Origin of the sequence: Streptomyces sp. NPDC093097 (genome assembly GCF_044754325.1) — a bacterium.
Lineage (GTDB): Bacteria > Actinomycetota > Actinomycetes > Streptomycetales > Streptomycetaceae > Streptomyces.
This window is the reverse complement of sequence record NZ_JBIVOW010000001.1, coordinates 85,679-100,843: the sequence shown is the minus strand read 5'-3', so window position 1 is coordinate 100,843 and position 15,165 is coordinate 85,679. Positions and strand designations below refer to the sequence as shown.

The window sequence follows — 15,165 nt, the reverse complement described above, 5'->3', positions numbered from 1 at the left end:
CCACCTCCTCAAATGATCCGAAACGTTTCCACCCTAGCGTCCGAACGTGCGGGCGACCAGTAGCAAACACCGAGCCGTCCAGGAAAAGCGGACTCCGGCACATGTCAGAGGAATACCCCACGAGCCACTTGCCCGTTCGGATTGACGATGCCACCATGCTGACCTTGAGACCGTCCCGCAACCCCACATGGCCACCGATGGCCCGTTTTGTGGACTTATGGGAAGAAATTCAGAGCAGCAATCATTCAATTGGGGGAACTGTGGATCCGGAATTAACGTCGCTCGCACAAACCGCTGGAACCACCTTGGTAACTCTGATGACAACGGAGGCCTGGCAACACACCCGTGAGCGTTTCACCCGACTGTGGCAGCGCCTCCAGCCTGACAGAGCGCGCATCATTTCCGGTGAATTGGACGCGAGCCGCGAAGAAGTCCTGCGCGCCCACTCGGCAGACGACCAGGAGATGCTGAGTGAACTGCGGCAGCAGTGGGAGGGGTGCCTCCGCCGGCTGTTGCTCGCTCATCCGGAAGTCGTCGAGGAACTGCGCGGGCTGCTCGACGAGTTCAGCCCGGACACCGCCCCGGGCGCCGCGCGGATCACTCAGCGCGCCACCGCGTCCGGGCGGGCGCGGATCTACCAGGCGGGCCGGGACATGCACATCAACGAGCGATGAGGGGCGCGATGGACGGCCATGCCGAGGACGGCGGCCGCGTCTACCAGTCCTCCCGGGACCAGCACATCAGCGAGTACCACTACCACGGCAGCGAGGAACCCGGCCTGGCCGGGCCGGACTCGGTGCGCCACCCGGCGATGGGCCGGGCGCCGGTGGTGCTGCGCGACCGCGCCGAAGTGCTGGAGCGTCTGCAGAGAAGCGTCACGGCGGGCGAGGGCGGCCATGCCTTCGTGCTCCATGGCATGGGCGGCTGCGGGAAGACCACCGTCGCCCATGCCGTCTTCGGGTTCGCGACGCGGACCGCGGGGTGCGTCGGTCTCTGGGTGAACGCCTCCGATCGCGCCGGGCTGCGTTCCGGCATGCTCGCCGTCGCGGCCGACCGCGGTGCCACGGACGGCGAGTTGCTGGCCGCCCGCAACGGCCTGCGGCCCGGCGCGGACCTCGTGTGGGAACACCTCGACCGGTCCGCCGAACCGTGGTTGCTGGTACTGGACAACGCGGACGATCCCGAGATCCTGCGGGACGGCGGCTGGCTGCGGACGAGCCCCCGCGGCATCGTCGTGGTCACCACCCGTCGTGCGGCCGCCCGTTGGTGGCCGGGAGCGGAGTTGCAGCACATCGGGGTGCTGCCGCGGGAGGACGCCGCGCGGGTGCTGTGCGATCTGGCCCCGCACAGCGGCACGTTGGGGCAGGCCGCGGAGATCGCGGACCGGCTGGGGCGGCTGCCGCTCGCGTTGACGCTGGCGGGCGGCTTCCTGTCCCACCAGGTGCTCGACCCCTGGACGATGGACGCCTACCGGCGGCACCTCGACGAAGGAGAGCGCGTCCAGCTCATCGACCAAGGAGCTGACATCTTGTCGAACGAAGACCCGCGCCACCTGGTGGGGCGCACCTGGCACCTCACCCTCGACGCGTTCGAAGCACGCGGCCTGCCCGAAGCGGTGACGTTGCTCCGGCTGCTCGCCCGATTCGCCCCGGAGCCACTGCCGTTGTCCCTCCTGAACCGTCCGGAGATCGGCGGCGCGCTCCCCCGGGCCCGTACGGAGACCGCGTTGCGGGCGTTGCTCGACCAGTCGCTGACCGAACTGGTCGACGTCGGGGTGCGGTGCGTGCAGACGCACGGGGTCCTGCTCGACAGCGTCGCCGCCGCGACGCCGCCGGAATCGCTGGCCACCGTCGGCTCGACGGCCGGCAGGCTGCTGGACGCGGCCGTTCCGCAACTGCCCGATGCCGGCCCGGAAGACCCGCAGTTGCGCCTGCTCAGCCCGCATGTCCTCGCCATGCTGCGGCGTGGTGCGACGCCCGCCGTGACGGCCGGGCTGGTCGGCATCGCCACGCGCCTGGCCACCGCCCTGCACCGTACCGGCGACTACCTCACTGCCTGGGAGACCGCCCATGGTGCGGTGGAGCTCGCGGAGCAGGCCCTCGGCGCGGAGCACCGCGTGGTGCTGGCGGCACGTTCGAGGGCCGGTCGGGCACTCTTCCGGTTGGGAAGGTACGCCGAGGCCGAGCCGCTGCTGCGGCACGTCAAGGACGTTCAGGAGCGGTTGTGCGGGCCTGATGATCCGGACACCCTGGACAGCGCCCATGGGCTCCAGTTGGTTCTCCGGAATCTCGGCGGACGGGCGGAGGCCCTCGCGCTGCTCCGTGCCACGATCGCGGGCCGACTGGCCTCGCTCGGACCCGCACACCCGTTGACGCTGCGTTCCCAGGCCAGCCTGCTGACGATGCTGTCGGCGGCCGAACTCGGCACGGAGGAGCACGCAGCGCTGCTCTCCCTGCCCTCGGACTGCGAACGGCACCTCGGCGCGGACCACACGGTCACGTTGGGGGCCCGGCACAACCATGTCTGGGCGCTCTATGTGCTGGGGCGGTTCCAGGAGGCCGATGAGGAGATTCGGCTCGTCTCCGCCCTGTACGAGCGTCGCTTCGGGCCCGATTACCCCATCGCGCTCGCGGCGCAGCAGCTGCACGCCCGCATCCGGCACAGGCTCGGGCACGTCGAGGCGGCGGTGGATCTCATGGACGACGTGGTGGCACGGCGAGCCGACAGCCTTGGCCCGGAACATCCCTTCACCCTCGCGAGCAGGAAGGTGCTGGCCGAGCTGAAGGAGAACGAGGACCACCGACCCGCGCCGTGAGGCAGGTCCAGGCACCGAGGAGAACCGCAACGGTCCCGGTTGGGCCCGTCTCCGCGTCGTCGGAGGCGGGCTCAGGGTCGAGATCGCGAGCGAAGGTCAACGAAAGCGGACAGCCGCCGGGACGGGCCATGGCCTGTCCCGGCGGCTGTCCGCGGGTGTCGTTTCGGGAGCGGGCTTCGCGTCAGGAGACGAGGGCCTCGCGGTCCCCGGAACGTTGGCCGGGGACGACGTGCGGCTCCGGCTCCGGCCCGCGCTCGGGCTCGGGCTCGGTGGCGAGTTCGGGGTCGGGGTCCGTCAGACCCTCGCGGTGGGCCTGGACGCCGGCGCGCACCGCCCAGAAGTAGAAGCCCAGGGCCGAGACGGCGACCAGCGCGATGTCCACGCCGTCCGGCAGCACACCGTTGCCGCCGAACGCCGGGCTGCCCAGCGCCGACAGCGCCGACAGCCACAGCAGGAACCCGATCATCCACCAGGCCGCGGCGAACTTCCGTCCCAGCTTCTGCTCGCCCCGGCGGCGCAGCACCACGGCCGTGATCGGCACGGAGATCAGCACGAGCAGGGTCACCTTGCCGGTGTTGGGCCACTTCGACCAGTACAGGGCGCACGCCGCGAAGGCGAAGGTGATCGGGGAGAGCACCGAGGCGGCCGGCAGGCGGAACGGGCGCGGCAGGTCCGGCCTGGTCCGGCGCAGGACGCCCACCGCGATGGGGCCGATCAGGTACGAGACGACCATGGCGGCCGAGACGACGCTGGCCAGGGCCTCCCAGCTGTGGCCGATGGTGAGCAGCAGGAGCACGGAGACGCCCAGGTTGAGCCACATCGCGGGGCGGGCGGTGCCGTAGCGGGGGTGCACCTCGGCGATCTTCTTGGGGAAGAAGCCGGTCTCGGCGAGGTTCTGCGCCATGTACGAGGCCGAGGCCACGTTGCCGATGTTGGCGCCGGACGGCGAGATGAACGCACCGAACTGGAGCAGGGTGACGACCCAGTGCAGCATCAGGAGCTTGGCCAGGTCGGCGAAGGGGGAGGCGAAGTTGATCCCGTGCCACCCGCCGGCCGCGGCGAGCTTCTCCGGCGGGACCGAGCCGAGGAACGCGACCTGGAGGGCGAGGTAGATCACCAGGCCCAGGGAGAGCGCGCCGACCAGCGCGAGCGGGATGGCCCGGCCGGGGTTCCGGGCGGCGCCGCCGAGGTTGACGACGGCCTGGAAGCCGTTGAAGGCGAAGATCACGCCCGAGGTGGTGACGGCCGTCAGCACGGCGGACCAGCCGTTGGGGGCGAAGCCGCCGTGGCCGGTGAAGTTGCCGGTGTGGAAGCCGGAGGCGATCAGCGCGGCGACCGCGAGCACCGGGATGGCGAACTTCACCAGGGTCAGCAGCGTGTTGGCCCGGGCCAGCAGCGCGACCGACCAGTAGCAGGCGAACCACAGGGCGAAGGTCAGGAACAGCGCCATCAGCGTGCCGGAGGCCGTGAGGTTGCCGTCGGAGACGAGCCCCTGGGCCCAGCCGAAGCTCCAGGACGACATGTACTGGGTGCCCGCGATGGACTCGATCGGGATCAGCGAGGCGATCGCGATCCACACCGCCCAGCCGCTGACGAAGCCGAGCACCGGGCCGTGGGTGAGCGAACCGAAGCGCGCCATGGCACCCGGCAGCGGGTAGGCGGCCCCGACCTCGGCGTACGACATCGCGATCATGCCGATGAAGAGGGCCCCGATAACCCAGGCGACCAGCGCCGCGGGGCCTGCGACCTGTGCGGCCTGACCGGCTCCGAAGAGCCAGCCGGAGCCGAAGATGGACCCCAGCCCGATCATGATCAGGGCGAAGAGGCTGAGGTTCTTTTTGCTGGCCGCGCTCATGTCCATGGCGGGCTACATCCGTTCTGCTGTGCGTAGAGATCCGTGTCCACCTTATTTACCTTTTCAATAATTTGGTCTAATCCTGCGCCCTATCTCACGGCGATAATCGATTATCGATCACGCCGGGAGGGCTCCTGACCATTGCGGGGGCCGGGGAGGCTTGTGCCCGAGATCTCGCTCGGGGCAGGGCGGGAAACCAGGCCGTGATCGGGGCGGCGATCGGGCGGCGATGATCGACGCGGACCCGGGCGGCCGGCCCGCACGGGGGTCGCAGGGGGGCGCACCCCGCCGGATCATCTGCCTGAGCAGCGCTCTTTCGGACCGCCCGACGGCCTGCCCCCTTGTCCGGAGCCACTGGGCGGCTGTCAGGCAGCCGCCGGACGGCCTGCGGACGACCTGCGGGCAGCGGCACCGTCGACAGCCGATACCGGAAATCCAGAAAGGTCTGCATTCCCACGAGAACCAACGGGAAGTCGACGACGCCGAGTTCACGGACCGGCCGAAGGTTGAGGCCGACGTCGAGACCGAGGATCAGGCCGCGGCCCGCATGCCGCGACCACCCTCGGGACGGAAAACTCCCCTACTTCTTTTGGGTGTTCGGGGCTTCCCGGACTTCTTTGTTCGGCAGGCTGGCCCTAGGCATATGCGGCCGGAAACAGGTGAAGGGAGGCGCGGGATGGCGTGGCGCACAGAGGAGTTCGGCTCCTGTCACGAGGGGGAGGCCGGGGCCGTGTTGGCGGACGGCAGCGAGCCGGGGCCCGCGTATTTCGATGTGGGGAGCGGGAGTTATATGCCGTCCACGACCGAGTGGTGGGCGTATGACGGCGACGGGGGCCGGCCGGTGGCCACCGGGGCGCGTGCCGCCTGTTCGTGCGGATGGCGCGGCACCCGGCTCTACCCGATCGACTGGGCACAGGTCGCCGAGGACCGCTACCACGAGATCGAAGGTCCCTATGAGGACTGGGCGACGCACATCGATGACGTCGAAGCCCGCCAGATCCCGCTCCCCCAGGACGTCAGCGACCTGACGTCCGAGTTGGAGGAACGCCTGGCCAAGCTCGCCGACGACGCTCCGCTGGCCGCGCTGCGGGCCGCGGCCGGGGTGGAACGCGCCACGCGCTGGATCGCCTCCTCGGCGGCCCGCCAGATCCAGCTCGACGAACTGTCCTGGAGCAAGGTGGCCGAGGCCCTCGGCCTGACGGAGGAGAAGGCGCGCTCACAGGTCCTGAGCTACGCCAGGCGGCACTGACCCGCCTGGCGTGCCCCGGGGCGTTGTCGGTCCCGCGGCAGAGGACCGCGGTGCGCCAGTGGTCCCGCATCAGGGGGAAACGGATGCGCGGACGGCGCTCCGGGGCGTCCCGCGCCTCGGAGCCGAGGCCCGTCCGCCGCGTTATGCGCCGGGGCGCCTGGCGGGGAAGCCGTGGTGTCGGGCGAGGACGATGACCGCGAGCACCGGCAGCAGGAGGGCCAGCACGGTCCAGGGGAAGGAGCCGCTGCCGATCAGGTTGAGCAGGATCCCACCGAGGACGCCGCCGCCGGCCATGGCGACGTTCCACAGCGTGACGAGCATCGCCTGGGCTGCGTCAGCGAAGTCGCCGCCCGCGTCGCTCGCGGCGGTCTGCAGCAGGGTGGGGACGCCGCCCCAGCCCAGGCCCCACAGGAAGGCCGCGGTGTACACGAGGGCGGTGCTGTCGGCGAGCACGGCCAGCAGCGCCGCGGACACGGCCACCAACAACGCGCTGGCGATGCTCAATGAGCGCAGCCGACGGTGGATCTGGGCGCCCACGATCCAGATGCCGAGCAGGGAGGCGGCACCGAAGACGAGCAGCACCAGGCCGGTGCTGCGGCCCATGCCCAGGTCGTTCAGGAACGTGGCCACGTAGGCGTACAGGACGGTGTGGGCCAGGACGAAGACGAGCGTGACGAACAGGACCGGGGCCACGCCCGGGACGCGCAGCGCCCGCAGCATCCTCGGCCGATCGCCGCGCTCCTGCCCCGGGTAGTCGGGCACGGCCGCGCCGATCCACAGCAGGAGCACCACCGTGAGCACCGTCATCGCCAGGAACGCCACGCGCCAGCCGAGGGTCTCGCCGAGGAAGGTGCCGGCGGGGACGCCGAGCGAGAGCGCGACCGGAATGCCCGCCATGGCGAGGGCGATCGCCTTGCCCTGCAGCGGGACGGGGGCCATGCGCCGCGCGTAGCCGGCGAGCAGGGCCCAGGCCAGTCCGGCGGCGACGCCCGCGACGCACCGCGCCACCATCGTCAGGCCGTAGCTCGACGACACCGCCGTGACGGTGTTGGCGACGGCGAAGCCCGCCATCGCGGTCAGCAGCAGGCGCTTGCGCCGCCACCCCGCGGTGGCCGCGGTGAGCGGGATCGCGGTCAGGGCGGTACCGATCGCGTAGATCGTGACGGTCTGGCCGGTCGCGGACTCGCTCACCCGGAGGTCGCCGCTCATCGCGGGGAGCAGGCCCGCGGGGAGGGTCTCGGTGAGGCTGGTGAGGAAGACGGCGACGGCGAGCGCCGACAAAGCCAGGAGCGGGAGCCTTTGCTGCTCCTCGGCTCCGCCCTTGCGGGCTTGCCTGGGTGGTGCGGCGCGGCCGTTCTCGCCGGGAGCGGCCGCGGTTCCAGCTGTGTCGAGTGAACTGCTCATGCCTGCTACTCCGGATCTTCTGGGGACATGGTGCGTCGGTACGCACGGGGTGTTGCGGATGCCTGGGCCTGGCGGACCGGGGCCGTCAGGCCCGCGTACCTGGTCATGCCTGCCGCTCCCTCCCGACGGGTCCAACTGCCGGGCGCACCACGTCACTCCGCGCGGAATCGACTGTGCTCGCGGGCGCTTCGGAAAGCCTTCGGAACCGCTGACGGTCCGCTGCGGGCCATGGCCCTGCGGCAGGGTGTACCAGGCGCTGCTCGATCCCCGCGTCCTGGCAGTCCGGCCGGCCGCCAGGCAGCCGGATGTACCGTTGTCCGCATGCGATTCGGGGTGCTCGGCCCACTTGCGGTGTGGGACGACCAGGGGGAACCGGTCCGGGTCCCCGAGCTCAAGGTCAGGGCGCTGCTCGCGGATCTCCTCGCGCACGAAGGGCGTACGGTCTCCTCGGACCGTCTCCTCCACGACCTGTGGGGCGACGCGTTGCCGGGCAAGCCGGCGGGCGCTCTCCAGGCCAAGGTGTCCCAGCTGCGCCGCGTGCTCGGCGCAGACCGTGTGGTGCGGCAGGCTCCGGGCTACCGGCTGGTGCTCGACCCCGCCTCCGACGAGGTCGACGCCGAGCGGTTCCACGCCCTGGTGACTCGGGCTCGTCCGGTGCGGGACCCGCGTGCCCGGGCGGCTCTGCTCACCGAGGCCCTCGATCTGTGGAGGGGGCCCGCGTACGCAGACTTCGCGGACGAGGAGTTCGTGCGGGGGGCCGCGCGGCGCCTCGCCGAACAACGGCTTTCCGTGGTGGAGGAGCAGGCCGAAGCCCGCCTGGAAGCGGGGGACCATGTCCTGCTCGCCGGAGAACTGGCCGACCTCGTCGCCAGGCACCCACTGAGGGAGCGCCTGCGCGCCCTCCAGATGCGGGCGTTCTACCTGGCCGGCCGCCAGAGCGAGGCCCTCGCGTCGTACGAGGACCTGCGGTCCCGCCTTGCGGAGGACCTCGGGGTCGATCCCGGCCCGGCGCTCGTGGCACTGCACCAGGCGTTGCTCCGCCAGGACCCCCAGCTGGGCCCCTCCCCGGCCTCCCCGATCACCGGGTCGACGGCTCCAGGCACCGGCCTGTCGGCGACCGAGCCACCCCCGAGGTCCGCCCGCTCCAACCTCCCCGTCCCGCTCACTGCCCTCATCGGCCGCGACGAGCCCCTCGCTCGACTCTCCCGTCTCCTGTCCAAGGAGCGCCTGGTGACGCTCACCGGACCCGGTGGGGTCGGAAAGACGCGCCTCGCCGTGGCGGCCGCCACCTCGGCGACCGACGAACACCCCGACGGCGGCTGGCTCGTGGAGCTCGCCGGAGTCCGCGCCACCACCTCCACCGGCGACCTCGCCCAGGTCGTTGCCTCCGTCCTCGGCATCCGGGACGACGCCCCGTCCGCCGTGCCCGGCATCACCGCGTCGGCTGCCGCCTCCTCCCCCGCGCACCGGCTCGCCGCCGCGCTGCGGGACCGCCGGGCCCTGCTCGTCCTGGACAACTGTGAGCATGTGGTCGATGCCGCGGCCGAACTCACCGAGTTGCTCCTGCGGACCGCGCCCGATCTCCGCGTCCTCACCACCAGCCAGGAGCCCCTCGGTTTGGCGGGCGAGGCCGTGTTCCTGGTCGAGCCGCTGCGGACCGCCGACGCCGTACGGCTCTTCCTCCAGCGCGCCGCCGCCCGTGCCCCTGGTTTTCTGCCGGATCCGGACACGTTGGCGCCCGCCGACCGTGACGCGGTTGCCGAGATCTGCCGCCGCCTGGACGGTCTCCCGCTCGCCCTGGAGCTCGCCGCCACGCGCGTCCGCGCCCTGGGCGTACGGGAGTTGGCCGCCAGGCTCGGCGATCGGTTCCGCGTCCTGACCGCCGGGCAGCGCGGTGCGCCCGCCCGCCAGCAGACGCTGCGGGCGATGATCGACTGGACCTGGGAACTGCTGAGCGCGCCCGAACGCATCGTGTTGCGCCGCCTAGGCGTGCTCAGTGGCGGCTGCGACCTGGCCGCCGCCGAAGCGGTGTGCGCGGGCGACGGCGTCGGCCGTGAGGAAGTGGTCGACGCCCTGACGCGGCTCGTCGACCGGTCGCTCGTGGCCGTCGTCGACGGGCCCACCGGGCGCCGCTACCGGCTCCTGGAGTCCGTCGCCGCGTACGCGAGGGACCGGCTGCACGAGATGCGGGACGTCACCGCTGTACGCGAACGCCATCTGCGGCACTACCTCGCGCTGGCGGAGCGCGCCGAACCCCGGTTGCGTGGCGCGGAACAGCGGTCCCAGCTCGCCTGTCTGGACGCCGAGGCCGGCAATCTGCGTGCGGCGCTCGACGAAGCGGTGCGCAGAGCCGCCGCCGGCGGGGCGGACGAGGCCGTGCGGCTCGCCACCGCCCTGTCCTGGTGGTGGTTGCTGCGCGGCCGGCTCACCGAGGCGCGCCGCAGCCTGTCGACGGTCATCGCCACCGCCTCCGGGACACCGGTCCCGGAACTCGCCCTGCTGCACGCCGCGTTCGCCCACCTCACCGGCGACCGCGTCCCGGCGACCGCCGCCGCGCACGCGGACGCCGTCACCGACCCCGTGCGCCGCGCCCGCGCCCTGTGGCTGTGCGCGTACGGCCTGTTCAGCGCGGGCGAGATCACTGCCGCCGAGGAGCACAACGCCCGGGCGCTCGCCCTCTCCGGCACTGCGGGCGAGCGGTGGGGAACGGCCGCCGCGCTCGGCCTGCGGGCGATGATCGCCCTGGTCCGCGGCGACCTCGACGCGCTCGGCCGGGACGGACTGCGCAGCGCCGCCCTCTTCGGTGAACTGGGCGACGGCTGGGGCGAATTGCAGACCGTGTCGCCGCTCGCCTCGCTCGCCGAGATCAGAGGCGAGTACGCCGAGGCGACCCGCCTCCAGCGCGAAGGGCTGTGCCTGGCACGGGAGCTGGGACTGGAGACGGAGGTGTCGGCACGGCTCTCCGGGCTCGGGCGGCTCGCGCTGCTCGCCCGTGACTGGGACCGGGGCCGCGACCTGCACGAGCAGGCGCGCCGCAGCGCCACCGAACAGGGCTACACCTACGGCCGGATCCATGCCGAGATGGGCCTCGCACTCGGCGCGCGCCGCTCCGGCGATCTCGATACGGCCGAGGCGCACCTGCTGCACATCCGCGACGGCTACGCCGATGTGTCCTCCCCGGCGGGCGACCATCTGCTCCTCGCCGAACTCGGCTTCCTCGCCGAACTCCGCGGCGACGCGGACCAGGCCGTGCGCCATCACCTGCGCGGCCTGGACGTCGCCCGCCACCTCGACGAGCCGCGTGCTCTCGCCCTGTCCGCGGAGGGCCTCGCGGGCGCCGCGGCCCTGGACCGACGCGGGCCGGGCCCCGACTGCGCCGCCGCACTGCTCGGGGCGGCGGACGCGGCACGCCGCGGCGCAGGCGCCCCACTACCACCCGCCGAACGCGGCGACACCGACCGCATCACCGCCGCGGCACAGGCAGCCCTGGGCGAACCCGCCTTCGAGGCGGCGTACGCGCGCGGCACGCGCCTGACACCGGAGAAAGCCGTACGGCAGGCTCGTACCACGCTCAACTGGCCTGCGGACGAGGCGGGTTGAGGATCGGCCTTGGTCCGGTACTTCGCCGAATCCGTCTCAGAGGTCGACGCCCTTCGATCAGCGCACCCAGTCCCGCGAGCGCGGGCTCACCGGGGAGCCACACCTCCGGTTGCCAACCAGCTCGGGCCAACACGTCGCGTGCGCTGCCCACTTCGTGCCCGGGTTTCCACCACGGTCAGAGACTTTGCAGGTCACCCCTCACCCAGTTGCTGAAGAACTCGAATTCGTCAGAGCCGAGAAAGTACGCGCCCGTGTGGTGGATGCAGTAGAACTCTCCACCCTCGGCCACGACGAAGATCCCTCCGTCAGGAAGGTCGTACCCGATCCGGAACAGGCGCTTCCCCAACTCTCGTGACAGCTCGGCGATTTCACCGAAATCACCTTCATAGCCGCCGGTCGGATTGGTGATCAACCTACTCTCGGGGTCATTTGGGTGTGTCAACTCAAGCGCGCCATAGGTAGCAATGAACCTCAAGGCCGCACCGAAGGGGACTGCCGGAAATCCCTCGGCTTCAGACTCGGCAACCACCTCGGAAACAAAATCGCGAGCCGTCTCCCCCACAGTCCTGCCCGGACTCCAGCCATTCCTGGTGAGCCACTGCAGGACTTCATCCCCCGACATCGACGCAGGCACGGCAACCCCTATCAACCAACCATGGACAGGCATACCGGGTGAGCTCGAACGCCAACACGACCACGCATTCAACTCATGTCCTGTCAGTGGTAGTTACTACCGCCACCTGGCGGCCAGAATCCAGGCACCCAACCCGCAGAAGGAGCGGCAGAAAGCAAAAAGGGCCTCCCTCGCAACGAGGAAGGCCCTTTGCTGGAGCGCCCGGCAGGCCTTGCACCTGCATCTCCCACCGGTTGGTGGACGTCTTTCCTTGGACCACAGACGCGCGACTCCCACCCACTCCCGCGGGCCGAAGCTGCATCATGATCATATCGCATCCACCGGACCGCTCCGCACACCTCACCTGACGTGGATCGCCATCCAGCAAAGGCATTCCGGGCGGGGCAGGACTCCGGCGATCGGCGGCGGGCCGAGCACCGTGCCGTCGGTCGGAGGCAGTCACCATGCGAGGCGACGTGGCTTTCAGTAGTTCAGCGTCGGCGTTCCCAGGCATGGAGGAGCGCCTGGGCGTAGGCGACTCGGATGTCCAAGTGTGCCGGCTTGAGGTGGTAGGCCTTTTCGATGCCGCGGTAGTCGAGGGCCGTGCCGTGGCCGAGCGTGCGCCAGCGGGTCCGGGTCGGGCCGTCGATGTCTGCGTCGAAGTCTCCCCCGTCGAACAGGGAGTAGCTCAGCAGGCAGAGCCAGAAGAGCAGCCAGAGCGGGGCCGTCATTGCGTATCCCCACCACGCGTACCAGCTGCCGACTTTGCCGGTGACCTGCTGGGATGCGGTGTGAGTCTGTACCGTCCAGCGGATGCGCCGAGGCCAGGGAAGCCACCGTCCGGTGCGACGCGTGATCCGGGCAAGTGGTGTGCCATCTGCCGCAGATACCTCGTGGACGCCTGGAGCGGTCGGTTGGACTGTGCTCATCAGGGTGCCCTCGGGGCCGCTGTGGATCCACAGGCAGCGTGGGGACTTGCGGCTCCAGCGCTGGGCCGATCGTTCCTCGTACACCCGGGCAAGGGGAACGTCACCGGCCGCAGCCCCGGCCAGCGTGATCGTTGAGCTCATTTCGGCGTCGGCTGGCAGGCCGTGGGGGTGAGGGCCGTTGACCGGGATCGGATTGTGCACACCGACCGTGAAGGCGTAGGGGGCGGGGGCGCCTGTTCCTGGTGCGTTCCAGGTGGGTGTGGGGTGCTGATGCTGGTTCATGGTCATCCGAAGGGGTTCAGGGCGGCGGCGCGATCCATGGCCTTGCCGGCTGCATCACGTGCTTTGGTCCGTGACCGTACCGTCCGTGCACGCGTTGCGGTTCGGGTAGACGCCATGGCCCTCGCCGTCGAGGACGGTGACCATTTTCGAGCCGCGGCGCTGGGGGGAACTCTGGCTGGTGTGGCCGATGTACTTCCCGTCCCGGTGGCGGCGCCCCCTCCGTGGCGGGAAGGGGCGCCGTCGTGCGCCGTGGCGGTGGGGCCGGCCGGGTCAGGTGTCCAGTAGCCCCGAGGTGTCGATGACCTGGCGGATGGCTCGGCCCGAGGCCAGTTCCTCCAGGGCCGTGTTGATGTCGGTCAGGGGCAGGGTGCCGGTGTGCATCCGTTCCACCGGCATCAGGCCCGCCCGCCAGAGGCCGAGGAACCGGGGGATGTCGCGGCGGGGTACCGCGTCGCCCATGTACGAACCCAGCAGGGACTTGCCTTCGCCCGCGAATGTCAGCGCCGGGACCTCCAGCATCCGGTCGGGGGCGGGGAGGCCCACCGAGACGACTGTGCCGCCCCGGGTCACGGCCGTCAGGCAGTCGGCCATGACCTTGGCGTTGCCCACTGCCTCGATGGCCAACTCGACGCCGTTTGGGGTGAGTTCGCGGATCGCCTCGATGGCCTCGTCGGGGGCGTAGGCGTGGGTGGCGCCCAGTTGGAGGGCCAGTTCGCGCTTGTCCGGTACCGGGTCGACGGCGATGACCGGGTAGGCGCCCGCCGCGCGGGCGCCCAGTACGGCGGAGAGGCCCACGCCGCCCAGGCCGTAGACCGCCACCGACTGGCCGGGGTGCAGGGCCGCCGTGTTGATGACCGCTCCGGCGCCGGTCAGGACCGCGCAGCCGAACATCGAGGCCACCGCGAACGGGATGTCCTTCGGGATCGGCACCACCGACTCCTGGGCCAGCACCGCGTGTTCGGCGAACGCGGAGACGCCCAGCTGGTGGTGGACCGGGGTGCCGGAGCCGTCGGTCAGCAGCGGCGGGCCGTGCAGCAGCGCCCCTGCCCCGTTCGCCGCGGCGGCCTGGGCGCACAGGGCCGGTCGGCCGGCGGCGCAGTCGGGGCAGAAGCCGCAGCTCGGTACGAAGACCAGGGCCACGTGGTCGCCGGGACGGACCCGGCTGACGCCCGGTCCGGTCTCCGCCACGACGCCGACCGCCTCGTGCCCCAGCGCCATCGGCAGGGGGCGGACCCGGTCGCCGTTGACCACCGAGAGGTCCGAGTGGCAGAGCGAGGCGGCCGCGATGCGGACCAGTACCTCGCCCTCGCGCGGGGCGCCCAGTTCCAGCTCCTCCACCTCGACCGGACGGGTCGTGGAGTAGGGGCGGGCGGTCGACACGGCGCGCAGCACCACCGCACGGGTCTTCATATCCGCGCCTCCGGACGCGGGGTGCAGCGCAGCACGTCGCGGCTGTCCAGCAGCGGGACGACCTTGCCGAGCACGATCTCCTGGAAGTGCGGGGTGGCGCAGTGCGCGGTGAAGTCGGCTTCGCAGGCGTACTCCTCGTACAGCACGATCGCCCGCGGGTCCTCGGTGCCCTGGTGGACGCGGTAGGCGAGGTTGCCCGGCTCCTGGCGGGAGGCGGCGGCCATGGTGTCGAGCAGGGCGAGGACGGTGTTCTCCTCGCCCTCCCTGGTGCGGTAGCGGGCGATGACGACGTAGGACATGGGGGCTTACTCCTGGGATGGTGCGGCGGGCCTCTTCAGGGCGGCGGGCGGGACCGGCGGCAGCTGGTCCCGGCGCAGGTGCCAGAGGCGGGGGTCGGAGGTGGCGGCGGCGACGGACCCGAGGGCCAGCGCGAGCGCCACGTCCGCGGGGGTCTCCACGAATCCGGCGGCCACCGAAGGGGACATCGCGCGCTGGGCCTGCTCGCTCATCCGCGCGGCGATCGGGGCGGGCATGATCTCGACCAGGTCCGGCGCCCCGCGCGAGATCGCGTCCATGGAGCGGCGCAGGGTGGACCGGTCGGTGACGAACACCTTCATCATCGTGAGCAGGCCGAGCGGCCGGCCCTTCTCTATGAGCGAGAGCCGGGTGCTGACCACGCCGTGCGCGCCCATGTTCTTGATGAACTCCAGCGCGCCCCGGTCCTGGGCCAGACCGGGGCTGCTGTCCACGTTCACGAACACGGTCTTCCCGGCCCGGCACAGCGCCGGTACCACCTGGGGCAGTTGCCCGACGGGGAGCGAGGCGGCGATGCACACCTTGGCCGGTGCGGTCAGGAACTGCCGCAGTAGCTGGGTGCCGACGACCGAGGCGACGACCGGGACCTCGGCCAGTGCGGAGACCAGCCGGGCATCGAGCGCGGCGCCGGACCGGGACGGGAGAGGAGTCATGGCGGGGGCCTACCTGGGATCAAGGGTCCGTGGTTGCTGA

General features: G+C 71.4%; 11 protein-coding genes and 1 pseudogene. 4 read left to right on the top strand and 8 right to left on the bottom strand.

Annotated elements, in window-relative coordinates:
* Nucleotides 1–155 precede the first annotated feature (155 nt).
* Nucleotides 156–674: a hypothetical protein gene (locus ACIQE0_RS00455; protein ID WP_402327969.1), complete on the top strand. Its 519-nt coding sequence runs from the start codon at nt 156–158 to the stop codon at nt 672–674.
* Complete coding sequence (locus ACIQE0_RS00450) at nt 671–2,815, top strand: tetratricopeptide repeat protein (protein ID WP_402327967.1); 2,145 nt, start codon at nt 671–673, stop codon at nt 2,813–2,815. The genes ACIQE0_RS00455 and ACIQE0_RS00450 overlap by 4 nt, the downstream gene beginning before the upstream one ends.
* A gap of 181 nt (nt 2,816–2,996) precedes the next feature.
* On the opposite strand, the gene ACIQE0_RS00445 is transcribed toward ACIQE0_RS00450, so the two are convergent.
* A complete protein-coding gene (locus ACIQE0_RS00445) occupies nt 2,997–4,676 on the bottom strand; it encodes an APC family permease (protein WP_402327965.1) in 1,680 nt (559 codons plus the stop codon).
* Nucleotides 4,677–5,346: 670 nt separating this feature from the next.
* Here ACIQE0_RS00445 and ACIQE0_RS00440 point away from each other — a divergent pair.
* Nucleotides 5,347–5,919 carry a hypothetical protein gene (locus ACIQE0_RS00440; RefSeq protein WP_402327963.1) on the top strand — a complete coding sequence of 191 codons (573 nt, stop codon included), beginning with the start codon at nt 5,347–5,349 and terminating at the stop codon, nt 5,917–5,919.
* A 141-nt stretch (nt 5,920–6,060) separates the two neighbouring features.
* On the opposite strand, the gene ACIQE0_RS00435 is transcribed toward ACIQE0_RS00440, so the two are convergent.
* Nucleotides 6,061–7,323 carry an MFS transporter gene (locus tag ACIQE0_RS00435; RefSeq protein WP_402327962.1) on the bottom strand — a complete coding sequence of 421 codons (1,263 nt, stop codon included), beginning with the start codon at nt 7,321–7,323 and terminating at the stop codon, nt 6,061–6,063.
* Between the two features lie 321 nt (nt 7,324–7,644).
* Here ACIQE0_RS00435 and ACIQE0_RS00430 point away from each other — a divergent pair, with 321 nt between their 5' ends.
* On the top strand, nt 7,645–10,923 hold the full coding sequence (locus tag ACIQE0_RS00430) for a BTAD domain-containing putative transcriptional regulator (protein WP_402327961.1): 3,279 nt from the start codon (nt 7,645–7,647) through the stop codon (nt 10,921–10,923).
* A gap of 175 nt (nt 10,924–11,098) precedes the next feature.
* Here ACIQE0_RS00430 and ACIQE0_RS00425 read toward each other — a convergent pair whose 3' ends face one another.
* From ACIQE0_RS00425 to ACIQE0_RS00400, 6 genes and pseudogenes are all read right to left on the bottom strand, one after another.
* Nucleotides 11,099–11,557 carry an SUKH-3 domain-containing protein gene (locus tag ACIQE0_RS00425; protein ID WP_402327959.1) on the bottom strand — a complete coding sequence of 153 codons (459 nt, stop codon included), beginning with the start codon at nt 11,555–11,557 and terminating at the stop codon, nt 11,099–11,101.
* 193 nt (nt 11,558–11,750) lie between these two features.
* Nucleotides 11,751–11,822 (bottom strand): annotated as a pseudogene (locus tag ACIQE0_RS00420).
* Between the two features lie 205 nt (nt 11,823–12,027).
* The gene (locus ACIQE0_RS00415) at nt 12,028–12,267 is read right to left on the bottom strand and encodes a hypothetical protein (RefSeq protein ID WP_402327957.1); all 240 of its coding nucleotides are present in this window, start codon (nt 12,265–12,267) and stop codon (nt 12,028–12,030) included.
* Nucleotides 12,268–13,017: 750 nt separating this feature from the next.
* Entirely contained in the window at nt 13,018–14,157 is a 1,140-nt protein-coding gene (locus tag ACIQE0_RS00410) for a zinc-binding dehydrogenase (protein ID WP_402327955.1), read from the bottom strand.
* Nucleotides 14,154–14,456 carry a putative quinol monooxygenase gene (locus ACIQE0_RS00405; protein ID WP_402327953.1) on the bottom strand — a complete coding sequence of 101 codons (303 nt, stop codon included), beginning with the start codon at nt 14,454–14,456 and terminating at the stop codon, nt 14,154–14,156. The genes ACIQE0_RS00410 and ACIQE0_RS00405 overlap by 4 nt, the downstream gene beginning before the upstream one ends.
* A 6-nt stretch (nt 14,457–14,462) precedes the next feature.
* A complete protein-coding gene (locus ACIQE0_RS00400; protein ID WP_402327951.1) occupies nt 14,463–15,125 on the bottom strand; it encodes a glycerol-3-phosphate responsive antiterminator in 663 nt (220 codons plus the stop codon).
* Nucleotides 15,126–15,165 lie beyond the last annotated feature (40 nt).